Consider the following 12,903-nt stretch of genomic DNA (forward strand, 5'->3'; position numbering starts at 1 on the left):
CAAGAGTATGTCACTTTCTATCGTGAGGGTCAGAATTAAATAAAACTGCTGTAGCCCCTAATAATACAATACATGAACGAGGCTTTAACAGTAGAACTAGATCTGGCGCCAGGCGGTGATTTTCAGGGTCAAGCCTGGGTCAAATATAGTACTCATGTTAGTAGTATAGGACAGACGTGGTCGTTAGCCTTGAGCTTGTAGCCATACACTTAATAATTCAAACGATAAAGAATGTAAATGGTAAACAATAACTATAAAAAGGTCAGTTTAGTTTCAATGGGCGCAAGAAATCTGAGCTTGCTCTCAAGTGTTATCTTTCTGTCGGCATGCCAAAACCACCAAAGCTCGGTTCATGACACAAGTCCGATAGGGAAAGACTTTTTGCCTTCGATGACGATGTCAGAAGTTAGCCGCGAAGAGCCAACTCATGAGAGTGAAATCAATGAGTCAGATCGAAACACAAGCTCCAAGTTGATTGAGGGTGAGCCGCGGACCTTTGTTAAAATGGATAAAAAGTCAGAGCCCGTCGGCAATGTCGTTCGAAGAGGAGGCGACATAAAACTGAACTTCTCGGAATTAGCAATAGACGAAGCTGCCCAGGTAATTTTGGGCGATCACTTAGGTAAGGAGTTCACGGTTAATGACGACGTTCGTGGAGTCGTTAGTTTTAATGGTCAGGGTGGCTTACACAAAGAAGACTTAATTCCAGTTTTAGAGGTGTTGTTAGGCTCTCAAGATGCGCAATTGGTTAAGATTGGGGATGGATATCGAATCGTCAAAGGGGCTGCCAATCAGGTTATCTATAACACGAAGGGCTTGGATCTTATCCCCCTTCGATACATGTCAGCAGACAGCTTTGTGACAGTGTTAGCCAGTCACGGAGTTACCGCTACGGCAATTAAGAACGGCAACATGGTTGCCATCAATGAATCAGCAAAGAGAATTAGGGAAATTCGAGAGCTCTCTAAAACATTTGATGTGAATTGGTTCAGAGGGCAGTCAGTAGGTATTTATAACATTCAAAATACGACCGCCGAGCAAGTGCAGAAAGACATTAAATCTATGTTTGGAAAAGATGACGATGATCAGGTCGGCTCTGTTCGATTGTTGCCTGTTTCTCGTAACAACGCTTTAATGGTTATTGGCGCCAGCCGCCAAGCGGTAGAGGAAGTGGGGCGCTGGGTAGAAGAACTGGATAAGGTAACCGCTGGGGACGACCAGAGTTTTTATGTTTACCGCGTTAAAAATGGTAAAGCCTCAGATTTGGCAAAATTAGCGAATCAGATGTTCAATGCTAATCCGGCAAGTTTGCTAGATCAAGATGAAGGAAACGTAAAAGGAGCTAGGCCATTTGTTTCCTCGGAACCTAGCGTGCAATCGCTTAGAATTATCGCAGATGAAGCGACTAACAGCGTCATCGTAGCGGGAAGCCCCTATCATTTTGCTCTCGTTAAAAAGGCGATGAAAGAACTTGATGCTCGGCCATTGCAGGTATTAGTTGAAGCGAGAATCATGGAGTTGAGCCTGACTGGTGAACTTACCTATGGGTTAGAGTGGTTTTTACGCGGGTCCAGAGCAAGCTCCGACACTAGTGGTAGCTTAGATTTCGACACCATCGGCGCGGACCTTCCGATTCCAGGCTTTAATTACGTGATCGAAAGAGCAGGGGAGATCCAAACTGTGTTGAATGCGTTTGCCGACGATTCGAAGTTAAAAGTACTCTCCTCGCCGTCTTTGTTGGTGCTGAATAACCGAACGGCTCGAATTCAAGTGGGGGATGAAGTACCGATTCCGCGTGTTCAATCCACCAGCAATTTTACGCCTGACGCGCCGACTGTTAATTCGATCGAATACCGAGATACGGGAATCGTGTTGGAAGTAACGCCGAGGGTTAATGAAGGTGGAATGGTCACGCTCGATGTATCTCAAGAAGTGAGCAGTGTGGGTAGAAATACGGTATCGGACATTGATGCGCCAATCATTCAACAACGTAAATTATCGAGCACAATCGCCGTGCAAAATGGTCAAACCGTGGTGCTGGGAGGCTTGATTCAAGAGCGGGAGTCGACAAGTGACGCTGGAGTTCCGGTACTAAAAAATATACCTGGGCTCGGGAAACTATTCAGTACGACAAGTCGGAATACTCGGCGTACTGAACTTGTTGCCTTGCTCACTCCTCGGGTTGTCATCAGACAAGCCGATTTTGTTCAAATTAACGAAGATTATATCGAATCTTTTCAGGGCTTGAAGACACTAGCATCAGGACAAGAATAACCGACAGCTGGGTTGATCGTCGCTTGATTGTGCTGGTCTTGGTAGGAAGAAGCGTGTTCACCGCTTCTTCCTAGCAAAGAAAGGGGGTCTACATAAAGTCGATAGGGCCCTGATCTTCTATGTCCTTTAACAATGGGCTTGAGGCGGCGTTTGCAAATGCTTTATCTATTCGCGCTGCCCGCATCGCTAAATTTTCTCTGTGGCTAGGATGCGTGAAAATATAGAATTCTTTTGCATTCAGGGCCTCGACCACGCGTTCGCCTACTATTTCTGGAGCGATGCCATTTTCGACAAGTTCTTTAGCTGTGTTTTTAGATTTTTTAGCGTTGTCTTGTTCTGATTTTTCGGGTTTCTTATCTTGGTAGTCGTCTTGACGGTTTCTACCTGATAGGTGAATCCTTGTTTGAACGAACGCGGGGCACAGTACGGAAACATGAATGTCATGTTTTGCCAATTCCACTTCCCAAGATTCAGACATTCCCACAACCGCGACTTTGGTCGCGGTATAGGCCCCTGCGTAGGGCACCCCATGCATTCCGGCCATTGAGGCGGTGTTGATCATCCAGCCGCCTTCTCCGTGTTCCTTTATGTGCGGAATCATTGCTTCTGCGCCATAGATCACGCCCATTAAGTTGACATCCACTACCCAGCGCCAATCCGCAGCGTTGGTTTTTTCTATCGGGCCAGGGGCTGATGCGACACCCGCGTTATTCACCACCATGTGTATCTTGCCAAAACGCTCTATTGTTTGATTGGCTGTATTTTTCCATTGCGCAGGATCCGTAACGTCCATCTTCGAAGACAACACCTTGTAACCTTTCTCTTTAAGTTTAGATTCTGCCTCTAATAATTTTTGTTCATCGATATCTGCGATTACCAAATTCATGCCTTGGTTTCCAAGTGCTTCAGCAATACTGTATCCGATCCCCTCTGCGCCGCCGCTGATTACGGCTGTTTTGCCCTGATAGATATTCACTGGCTTTTACCTTCCAATTAGTTAACAATCTGTCTAAATCTAAGAGTAATGCTTTTCTACTTCGAGTGACATGAATATTATTAAACGTGGTCTTATTGTCTTGCTCATATCGCTACTTGCGATTTGGGGCGTGGCGTTTATCAAGGTCAATTACGTTGGGCATGCATACGCCCCAGTCAGTGACGGTCAATTGGCTGAAGCTAAAGCGTATTTAAGTAGTCAAATGACGCCAACCCCTGACGACTTTCAATGGAGCATGATTGAAACAGCGCCAGGGGTTTCCTTGCGTACAGGACTGTTGGAACACCCTAACCCCAAGGGCACCGTGATTGTAGTGCCGGGATTTACAGGTGCAATAGAAATGATAATGCGAGAGATCAGTATGATCCATGCCGCCGGTTATCGAGTGGCAAGTATCGAGTATCGCGGTCAAGGAATGTCGTACAGGCCGCTTAAAAACCACCCAGAAAAGGGCTACGTTGAAGATTACAATACGCTTGGTTCTGAGCTTGCCTTGTTCGCAAAAAAGGTTAAGCAGAAAAGGTCTCCACTGTTCTTTTTTTCGATATCAAAAGGGGCTCACATCACCATGCGGATGGCCGCCGAGCAGGCCGTTGATGTCACTGCGTTTGCATTGATCGTTCCGATGATTAAAATCAATTCAGGCGAGTTTCCTTACGAAAACCTAAGAACGATTTCCTCAATGATGACCAAGGTAGGCCTTGGAGCGGCTTACTCTCCAGGTGGCAGTGCGTGGCCTGGTGATGAAATGGTGTTTGGAGAAGCGACTGACTGTAATGCCAACCCCGATAGCGCACAGGCGCAGAGTGCCTTGTTTGCTATTAATGAAAAGCTACGAACCAAGAGCGTGACCTATAAGTGGCTCTATGAAACCACCAATTCCACCGAAAAGTTACTTTCTTCTGAGTTCATTGCTCAAATCAAGCAACCTGTGAAGATATATACGGCTGGCATCGATTCATTGGTGAGTACGGACGCCGCAGAAAAGTTTTGCGATTCATTGGCTCAATGTGAAGCGGTGCATTACCCTTCTTCTCGGCACTGTATCACTCGTGAAAACTATGAGCTGTATGACGGCATAATAAATGACGCAATTAGCCATTTCGATCATCATGCGGAGTGATTTAACAGACGCTGGCAGGCTGCATGGTTGTTAAACACCTTCGACAAACTGGTTTAAGTGGAACAGAACCATGGCTACCAAAATCACACTGATGCCAATCATAAGAGATTCAATGCGTCGTCTACTTGTAGATGGATACAGCCCTTGAAGCCGGTGTTGGTTCCAGAGTAACAAGAACGGAATGGAAGTAATGAGGATTGCAAAGCCAAGTGGCGGCGTGTAACCGCCAAACAAATGTTTACTTGCGGCTGCTAAAAAGCAAAGTAGAGCGCCGCCAATCAGTCCATCTGATAACGCCTTGTTCGTTCGCCTGCCGGGTTCGATTAGCTTCGTCAGCTCGGCAGCTAGCCAGCCGAGCAGCACCAGAGGACCCGCGATGACGAGTCCTATTCCAATCAGGATCAGTGACACTTCCGACCTGCTTGATGGCAGTAGAAAGTAGAGCACAAATATTGATATTAAAATCAACGGCAGCAGCCAAGCCGAAGATGCATAGGTGGTGATTTTGCCCAGTAGAGGCGGATAAACGATGTGAAACCACCCCTCAGATGAGAGGCTGCTTAGGTAAGAGAAAACCCACATCAATATCAATATCGCTAGCCAAAACGCGAGTGCAAAATTTCCTCTGGGACTCTCCTTAAGAACTTGTCTTGAAACATTCAGAGATAGTAGTACTGCCACGGGCAGAGCCGCGATGGCCCACAATGATTGGATACTGATCAACTGAAGTACCCCCAGTGCGCTTCCCCCGCCTAATAACATCGCTAACAAATGAATATGTGCGGTCGCCATGTTGCTTTTGTTCACATGACGCTCGGCTAAACTAAACGAAAAACCGCAGATAAAAATGGTAGCCCAATGACTCAGTTGCAACGCAATTTGATCAATATTTTCACTGACAGAGACTCTAAATCCCAACAAAGTCGTGCTCAATAGAAAGAAACAGCTCAACGCCAATGCTCTAGTGGGTATTAATCGGGTCATGGCTATCATGCTGTGGTATCAATACAGGTATTCAGGGGGAGTTTTAGTTTTGATGCAAAATACTCTGTTTGTTAGGTTGGGATATAGGGGGTCATTGCCAGTTGCTCAATCATGATTGAACGCAAGCTCGGGCCTCGTTCAATCACCTTGTCAATCACGGATGTCGAGACTCCGATTTCATCGCTTGATTCGAGTAGGTAGTCATACGTGGCTATTCTAAGTTTAGCGTTGTTTAGGTTGGCTCCTTGCTTTAATAGAGTAGCGCGTGCGGCTGCATTTAAATAGGGTACATTTATATCTACAATTACCAGGTCATTATCAAACGGTTCAATGCAATAAACGCTACCAGTTGTGACTTCTCCTCGTGGTAATCGGCCGTTTGGTTTGGCCGAGTAGAACGAAAGCGGCAAGCCAGTGTAACTCCTGAGAGTTTTCTGCCAAAGCTCTTTTATGCCGCTAGATTGTTTACTCGAATGGTTGAAAGTCAGAGTTCTACCCACGTTTCTTTTTCTTACGTCGTGCAGAATATTTATGTAGCCGTGAACATGAGGGTAGCCTTTAAAGTGTATGACCGAATGCGGTCCCTCTAATCTCCAAACCTGTATATACGGAGTCGCTTTATTGTTTTTGTCGTACCTATCGTGGCGATTGTAGAAACCGTAATCAGTAAACATCGATAGATGCAGGGCATCAAGCCCGCCGTGTTGATCCAATGCGGACCAGGCCGATGACGCTTGTTCTTTCGTGTAAGCTGTAAAAATCACATGCAGCAATTGGGTTACCGCCTGCTTAGCTGAACCGGAAATTCGAGCCATACTAAGACCGGGTATCAAACTGGGATCCCCCAAAGGTTGAAGGTCTAGCTCACTTGGAGGGGTGGCAATGTAGGCGGCTCGTTTTTGCTCGTTCGTTAACGACTTGTGGAGACGGTGCAAAGCATCCCCGTGTGGTTTAAAGGCGTTACCTTCAACCATAAACCGTCCGTTGCCAATCTGCTGACCATACGCTATTGGGCCACCAAACGCGTAGCCACTTTTTGATTCGAGGCCTTTGCGTAACATATAATGGCCACCGTTAATCTGAGCTTGAAGCTCATGAATAGGTGCTTTATGGTCGCCATACACCGTGAAATTTGATCCTGCTAATTTTCCTTCTAAGTTAACCGTATTGTGGAACATGCTGAGCCCATCAACGGACAACATTGAGGCATAAAGGCGTTTGATCCATAACTGTTGCTCATCACTAAAGAGCGTTCCTATATGGGGGCCGGAGTGCACAGGGATGGTGTTAGTCATTTGGCGAGCAGGGTGATCCTCTGACTTAAACGTATGCCCTAATTGAGTGTCGCTCATCGAGTTGATCAACACTGCAAAAGTTTCCTCAAAGGAACGCTTGTCGAGGGAAGTGCTATTTGATGAATAACGATCTGCCGCAATCCCAATGCCACAACCAGCGGCAATTAAGAACGTCCGACGTGTCTTATGTAACTTCATGTTGACTCCTTAGGGGTGGTTCAATCCTACCATGGGTTCAACTCCAATCGTTAAAGATGATTTATCACTAAAGAGTGCACTTTAAATTGAATAGAGATTTTTAAGTTAAATAGAAACAACTCACCGTGTGAACTGAGCGACGTACTCCCAAGGAGCCTGTTTGTACATATACAGCCGGTGTTGGTTGATTGCTTTCTCTAAGCGATTGGTTGTAGCGTCATCGTCAGAAGCTGCGTTTGGGTTAAGACATTCATAGCAATCGTCACCAGAGTACAGGCAAACTGCACCGCCTTCGATTAGATGCACGCGCGGAGTATAAAATTGAAGGTCGTTTTGTTGCAGTTTAGTTAACTCGTCGTGTAGGTTTAGGATGTTCTTAAACTGGCTTAGCTGCACAAACGCTGGCCCCGCGAGAACGAGGCTTTTTGATTGATGCAGCCTCAGAGCCTCATTAATCTCGATCCATTGATAGTTTACAATTTCGCCATGATCGATAACCACACTATCGGTGAGGAAGGTGGCGTCATAGATAAAAAACAGAGTACGAAATCGCTTTGGTCGAATTACCGGCGTTGTCCACTCTGAGACGGGTATCAATCTATTTTTTTCTATTGAAATTCCACTCTCTTCCAGGCATTCACGATAAGCTGCGTTTCTTTCGGTGGAAAAGGGGGCACCATCGCTTTGCGCGATATCAGAATTGTCTACTCTACCGCCCGGAAACACCCAGCTGCCTCCAAAAGTAATGTCTCGATTTTTTTGTAGAAGCAAAACTTCGAGATTTCCGTCATTCAGTCTTAGTAGAATTACGGACGCCGACGCGATAAGGTTGGTCGATGCATTTAGGGGTGAACTATTCATGAAATTACATTAATCCTGATCTGCAGACGTAGCGCTATCATGTGTCCCTATGCTGGTTACACAACAACATTCGATATCTATTCTCAATCATACCTTTCACTATATGAAAAATATTATTGCTCTTCCAGTCCTTCTCAGCGCCGCGATTGTGGCGGTTTTTCTTATTGAAGTCATATTGCCCGGCAATCTAACCTGGCTTGGAATACGCCCACGTTCGATAAGTGGTTTACCAGGTATTTTAGTGTCGCCATTTTTGCATGCCAGTCTTAAGCATTTATTGGCCAATATTGTGCCGCTTTTAATTATGGGTTGCCTTGTTAGTGCATTGGCACCCGCTCTCTTCGCAACTCGAACCGTTGCCTTGGTTCTGTTTTCAGGTGCGTTGACCTGGTTGATCAGCTCTTCTGGTGTGGTCGTGGGTGCGTCTGGTTTGGTGTTCGCGTATTGGTCATTTTTGATAACCAATGGTTTTCTCAGAAAAAGCATCAAGGATGTTGGCATCGCGCTGCTGACCTTCCTAATTTACGGCGCTCTTATTTTTGGTCTATTCAAATTTCAATACGGCGTCAGTTGGGCCGGTCATTTCAGCGGGGTCGTGGCAGGAATTTTCCTTGCATATTTGCAGCGCTCTTCGCGGAATACAAAATAATGAAATTAGGAGTTGACATATTATGACAATTGAGTGATTATAATGACATATTATGACAAACAGAGAGAAGGCTTCCACTTGACGGACCCAAAAGTAAACAGTGTGAAGGGATTGCATGCCATTGTTGAGCACTCGGGCAAGATAAGTCGTTTCGATTGCCAACAACTTGAAGGTTTGTTGCGCAGAGCGGCAGAGGCCGCGGGAGCCACAGTATTGACTTCGTGTTTTCATGATTTTGGGGATGGTCTAGGTAACACAGGAGTGTTGGTGTTGGCCGAGAGTCATATCTCGGTACACACCTGGCCAGAAAACAACTACGCTGCGATAGATATTTTCGTTTGCAGCGAGATCGGTCATAATGGAATGGAGCCCGTTGATGCGGCAATAGAAGTATTGCGGTCGGCGGACAGACAGGGATGTTTTCATTGCCATGTCATACATAGATCGGTGCCTGCAAGCGCACCGCAATTGGTGGCGACAGAGCTTTCTGAATCCACACAATCTAAACCTAACTGGAGTCAAAATGAAAATCACTAAGTATGTGATCATTTTGGTCCTTGCCTCGTCACTTGTGGCGTGTGGCTCGGACCCTACAAAAGAAATTCGGCAAGAAATAGGGTTGAATCTAAGCGCTGCTGAGAGTTCATTGAGCTCGTTAAACAATCAGCTTGATGCCGGCACATTAAGAAACGCGTCATTGCTACCAGCGTATGCACGAGTTGCTCGAGAAAAGAAGCCTGAGTTTGGACAAATTATTGATGTGCTTGCTTCTGAGGGAACTCAGCGTGGTCCAACGTATCAGTCAATCGTTCAGCGGTTAGATCAAGTAAAACCTAAAGCGCAAGGTAAGATTGAGACGGTTGAAGCGGGTTCGGCAATTAATTTGGAATTGTTGAATATCCGAACCGCGGTGAGTAATTACGATGCGATGTTGGTCGATGCTTTAAACATGCTCGCCGATTTTACGGATGGAACTCTTCCTAAAGTAAGAGAGATTGAATTCGAAGACAGTAAGGCCGAAGGCGGCGCAATCGGTTCAGAATACGTTGGGAACAGTAATTACGGACAATGGAAGACGGGCTCAAATGGCAGTAGCTTTTGGCAATGGTATGGGCAATATGCGTTCTTTTCAATGATGTTCGGAAACAGACCCGTTTACTACGATAGTTGGTCTTCACAACGTCGTCCTTCTTACTACCACGATAGAAATCGTGGAGCCTATAGTTCTCCTAGGGGGCGTGCAAACCAATCTGACGCGCTGGCTAAGACCAAAAAGTCTTACACGGCTCGCGGCAAGTCATTTAAAAGCCCTTACGCAAAAAATACCAAAATTAAGGGACAGCCGAACAGCACTAAAAGCTCGAGAATATCCAGTAATAAACCATTTAAGAGTTCGTACGCTAAGACCAGTTCTAGGTCCAATTCCTCGTCGAGTAGCAAGACATATAAAAGCGGTTACAACTCTAGATCCTCTGGAAGTCGCCGATCATCGTTTGGTGGTAAGTAGGAGAGCAAAATGAATATAGATCAAATTATAACGTTACTAATTAATATTGTGGTGTGCCTTCTCTTTGTGGTTCCTGTTCGATTTGCGTTAGCCAAGCACTTAGGTGTTGATGCAAAACACGAGCTGGATAGTAAAGATAATTTCGCGTTTGGAGTTAGTATTGCGGGCGGTGTTCTAGGCTTGATTTTCATGTTGACCGGCGTGCAATCTGGCGACCCGTTACCCAGTCATGTTACTGAAATAATAAGTCTTTTGATGTACGGCTTGCTCGGATCATTGTTATTGATTGCTGGCGTATTAATTCAAGATAAGTTAGTGATTCGAGATGTTGAGTTAGCAACTGAGATTAAAAACGGAAATATGAGTGCAGCGATCATTGTCGCAGCCAATATGGCCGTTGTCGGCTTAGTTGCAAAGAAGACACTATCTTGGGTTGATAGTGAGCAACTTGACGGCTTGATACCCGTTATTGCCGTATTCGTTATTTCTCAAGTGGTTTTAGCCGCCGTGGCGGGCTTAAGAATGGGGGTTTACAGAAGCCGAAATCGACGAAATTCAACGAATGGTATCGATGCCGCAGACACATGGCAGGGTGCTATCAAGGCCGGTAACGTTGCCATTGCCCTACGCTATGCAGGTCAGCTCATCGCTACCGGCATCGCGATCACGATTACAAGCGCTTTGGTGGACAGTGAATCTATGGGGCTTTATGAGTCTGTTGGATACTGGGCGTTTTACGCGTTTGGGTTGGCTGGCGTGATCTGGGGGGCGTATCGACTATTCTTGCCCTTAGTCTTGTACAAAGTGAACGTTGTCGAAGAGGTCGATCACCAAGCGAATGTCGGGGTTGCCGCAGTTGAAGCCGCATTGATGATATCACTTGCATTTATGGTGCTAGCGTACCTTGTGTAGAGGACAGTTTTCGAGGCAATAGGCAGGCACTCAGTACGGCATGATGCATTACGTGATTGTTCCTTTAAATTGAATAGAATGACTTGGAGAGTATGAATGAAAGTGCAAACGAACATGTATATCAGTATTAGTGAGCTTATGTTGAGTGTGCTGCTTCTGATTTGCGGTGTATCCGTGGGCTACTTTGTCGCTAATGCTCCTCATCATTCTATTTCATTTCTCGAGGTAGCAATGTTGGTGTTTGGGTGCATTTTGTGCTGCGGGGCGCTGTCTATACGCCAAGTGAGTCTCAATAAATCGGATGCCCTTGAAGACGGTGAAAAATAGGCTTTTCTTGTGCAACCATCAGAACCAATAAATCACGGTAACTCGATGTTTTCAGATAAGCATCAGACTCAGCGCAAAGACGTGTTGTTGCTAGCACTCATGACGATTGGTGCCGCTTGCGGCATAGTCTATGAGTATTTGTTAGCGCACTATGCGGGTAGAGTTCTAGGCAGTGTGGATGTTGCCGTGTATGGAATGATTGGCGTGATGGTGGCTTCAATGGGGATTGGCGCATTTTTTGCTCGAACCATTAGCAATCCCTACACTGGATTCGCATGGTTGGAGGCCATAATTTCAGTTATTGGTGGTACTTCAATATTGGTAATGGCTGCCGTTGTTTCTTACGCATTTGTTCTGCCTAATGAGTTGCAAAATACGTTTGGTATGGATCCCAGTGTGTTAGCCGACGGTGGGCCAATTTATGCGCTAAGAGAGCTCTCTAAAGTCTTTCCTTACCTGATTGGCGCCGTATTGGGGTTCTTTATTGGTATGGAAATACCTTTTATTGCTCGAATTAGAGAAGATATTTACGAAAAAGTTGAGAACAACGCTGGAACCGTGTACGGCATGGATTACGTTGGCGGTGGCGTTGGTGCTGCAATCTGGGTTTTGGTGTGTTTATCACAACCGATCATAATTTCGGCTTCCGCTACGGCCTTGCTCAATTTGCTATTGGGAGCAATTTTTGTTGTTAAGTTTTGGGGAAAGATACGCTGGGTAGCGTGCTTGGTTGTTTTAAAGCTGGTGATAGGAACGTTGTTATTCGCGGTGCTTTTTCATGGGGATAAGTGGGTAAACTCGATGAACAGTATGCTTTATAAAGATCGAGTTGTGTACAGCAATAATACTCGTTACCAAAACTTGGTTTTGACGGAACGAATAATAGGCGGCGCTGGTGAATCGATACTGAGTTTGTACATTAATGGACGTCTGCAATTTTCCAGCGCGGATGAAAAGATATATCACTCAATGCTGGTTTCCCCGGCCATGTTGGCGTCCGCCCGAACGCGGCGTGTATTGATAATTGGTGGGGGCGATGGCTTGGCCGCTAGAGAAGTGCTTGGATACCAACCTGAGTCGATTACGTTAGTTGATCTTGATCCGGCAATGACCAAATTATTTACAGGCAGAGACCAAGAGTCAGAATTTTGGTTAAGCAAGAGGCTGACCGAACTTAACCGAGATTCGTTGAACGATAGCCGGGTAACCGTGGTGAACGAGGATGCTTTCCTGTTTGTGGAAAATTTGCTTGCTGAACGTCAGAGTTTTGACGTGGTGATTGTTGATTTACCTGACCCAAATCACCCAGATTTGAATAAGTTGTACAGCACTTACTTTTACCGTCAACTTTCAAATTTGGTGAGTGGTGATGGCGCTATTGCAATTCAATCAACCAGTCCTTATCACAGTAAAAAGGCATTTTTATCGATTGGAAAAACGGTGGCGGAAGCGGGTTTAGTCGTTGATCAATATCATACAAATGTCCCTTCCTTCGGCGAGTGGGGGTGGACTATAGGCACCAAACGAGGACTCAGTGCTCTCGAAAGAATTAAGCAAGTACCCGCTGATTCAGTTGTCAGTGAGGTCGTTGATCGTGATTTCATTCTTGGGGCGTTTACCTTTCCCAAACCGTTTTACGATGGCGTCGATAACATAAAAATTAACCGGTTAAGTTCGCCTGTGTTGTATTCGTATCACTCTGAGGGGTGGCGCAAACAACAAGGTGTGTTTACCACACAAGCAAATTAGAACCAACCAATAATAACCAATTAGGAA

Annotated in this window: 12 protein-coding genes; 8 read left to right on the plus strand and 4 right to left on the minus strand. The window is 45.6% G+C overall.

Translation table 11 applies throughout. The features are described 5' to 3' along the window. The first annotated feature begins 237 nt into the window (after positions 1-237). Entirely contained in the window at positions 238-2,274 is a 2,037-nt protein-coding gene (gspD, locus tag ABWW54_RS10175) for a type II secretion system secretin GspD (protein WP_353412143.1), read from the plus strand. Between the two features lie 88 nt (positions 2,275-2,362). Here the strand turns inward: gspD and ABWW54_RS10180 are convergent, their stop codons facing one another. Beyond that, positions 2,363-3,250 (minus strand): SDR family NAD(P)-dependent oxidoreductase, encoded by an 888-nt coding sequence (locus tag ABWW54_RS10180; protein ID WP_353412144.1) that lies wholly within the window; start codon positions 3,248-3,250, stop codon positions 2,363-2,365. A 70-nt stretch (positions 3,251-3,320) separates the two neighbouring features. Here ABWW54_RS10180 and ABWW54_RS10185 point away from each other — a divergent pair, with 70 nt between their 5' ends. After that, positions 3,321-4,394, plus strand: coding sequence for a serine aminopeptidase domain-containing protein (locus tag ABWW54_RS10185; RefSeq protein ID WP_353412145.1), 1,074 nt, complete (start codon positions 3,321-3,323; stop codon positions 4,392-4,394). A gap of 30 nt (positions 4,395-4,424) precedes the next feature. On the opposite strand, the gene ABWW54_RS10190 is transcribed toward ABWW54_RS10185, so the two are convergent. The 3 genes from ABWW54_RS10190 to ABWW54_RS10200 form a co-directional block, all read right to left on the minus strand. Next, entirely contained in the window at positions 4,425-5,378 is a 954-nt protein-coding gene (locus ABWW54_RS10190; RefSeq protein ID WP_353412146.1) for a hypothetical protein, read from the minus strand. A 71-nt stretch (positions 5,379-5,449) separates the two neighbouring features. After that, positions 5,450-6,871 (minus strand): DUF3500 domain-containing protein, encoded by a 1,422-nt coding sequence (locus tag ABWW54_RS10195; protein ID WP_353412147.1) that lies wholly within the window; start codon positions 6,869-6,871, stop codon positions 5,450-5,452. Between the two features lie 120 nt (positions 6,872-6,991). Next, a complete protein-coding gene (locus tag ABWW54_RS10200) occupies positions 6,992-7,732 on the minus strand; it encodes an NUDIX hydrolase (RefSeq protein WP_353412148.1) in 741 nt (246 codons plus the stop codon). Between the two features lie 103 nt (positions 7,733-7,835). Here ABWW54_RS10200 and ABWW54_RS10205 point away from each other — a divergent pair, with 103 nt between their 5' ends. The 6 genes from ABWW54_RS10205 (at position 7,836) to ABWW54_RS10230 (ending at position 12,876) form a co-directional block, all read left to right on the plus strand. After that, entirely contained in the window at positions 7,836-8,381 is a 546-nt protein-coding gene (locus tag ABWW54_RS10205; protein WP_353412149.1) for a rhomboid family intramembrane serine protease, read from the plus strand. 42 nt (positions 8,382-8,423) lie between these two features. Further along, positions 8,424-8,918: an adenosylmethionine decarboxylase gene (speD, locus tag ABWW54_RS10210; RefSeq protein ID WP_353412150.1), complete on the plus strand. Its 495-nt coding sequence runs from the start codon at positions 8,424-8,426 to the stop codon at positions 8,916-8,918. Then, positions 8,905-9,888, plus strand: a complete 984-nt coding sequence (locus tag ABWW54_RS10215; protein ID WP_353412151.1) for a hypothetical protein — start codon at positions 8,905-8,907, stop codon at positions 9,886-9,888. The genes speD and ABWW54_RS10215 overlap by 14 nt, the downstream gene beginning before the upstream one ends. Positions 9,889-9,897: 9 nt before the next feature. Beyond that, positions 9,898-10,800 carry a DUF350 domain-containing protein gene (locus ABWW54_RS10220; RefSeq protein ID WP_353412152.1) on the plus strand — a complete coding sequence of 301 codons (903 nt, stop codon included), beginning with the start codon at positions 9,898-9,900 and terminating at the stop codon, positions 10,798-10,800. A 96-nt stretch (positions 10,801-10,896) separates the two neighbouring features. Beyond that, on the plus strand, positions 10,897-11,127 hold the full coding sequence (locus ABWW54_RS10225; RefSeq protein ID WP_353412153.1) for a hypothetical protein: 231 nt from the start codon (positions 10,897-10,899) through the stop codon (positions 11,125-11,127). Positions 11,128-11,136: 9 nt separating this feature from the next. Further along, positions 11,137-12,876, plus strand: coding sequence for a polyamine aminopropyltransferase (locus tag ABWW54_RS10230; RefSeq protein ID WP_353412154.1), 1,740 nt, complete (start codon positions 11,137-11,139; stop codon positions 12,874-12,876). Positions 12,877-12,903 lie beyond the last annotated feature (27 nt).

This window comes from Arenicella sp. 4NH20-0111 (genome assembly GCF_040366405.1).
Lineage (GTDB): Bacteria > Pseudomonadota > Gammaproteobacteria > Arenicellales > Arenicellaceae > Arenicella.

Bases quoted from the DNA above. Each gene is read 5' to 3' on its own strand.
- gspD (WP_353412143.1), top strand. From the start codon at position 238: ATGGTAAACAATAACTATAAAAAGGTCAGTTTAGTTTCAATGGGCGCA.
- ABWW54_RS10185 (WP_353412145.1), top strand. From the start codon at position 3,321: ATGAATATTATTAAACGTGGTCTTATTGTCTTGCTCATATCGCTACTT.
- ABWW54_RS10190 (WP_353412146.1), bottom strand. From the start codon at position 5,378: ATGACCCGATTAATACCCACTAGAGCATTGGCGTTGAGCTGTTTCTTT.
- ABWW54_RS10195 (WP_353412147.1), bottom strand. From the start codon at position 6,871: ATGAAGTTACATAAGACACGTCGGACGTTCTTAATTGCCGCTGGTTGT.
- ABWW54_RS10200 (WP_353412148.1), bottom strand. From the start codon at position 7,732: ATGAATAGTTCACCCCTAAATGCATCGACCAACCTTATCGCGTCGGCG.
- ABWW54_RS10205 (WP_353412149.1), top strand. From the start codon at position 7,836: ATGAAAAATATTATTGCTCTTCCAGTCCTTCTCAGCGCCGCGATTGTG.
- speD (WP_353412150.1), top strand. From the start codon at position 8,424: ATGACATATTATGACAAACAGAGAGAAGGCTTCCACTTGACGGACCCA.
- ABWW54_RS10215 (WP_353412151.1), top strand. From the start codon at position 8,905: ATGAAAATCACTAAGTATGTGATCATTTTGGTCCTTGCCTCGTCACTT.
- ABWW54_RS10220 (WP_353412152.1), top strand. From the start codon at position 9,898: ATGAATATAGATCAAATTATAACGTTACTAATTAATATTGTGGTGTGC.
- ABWW54_RS10225 (WP_353412153.1), top strand. From the start codon at position 10,897: ATGAAAGTGCAAACGAACATGTATATCAGTATTAGTGAGCTTATGTTG.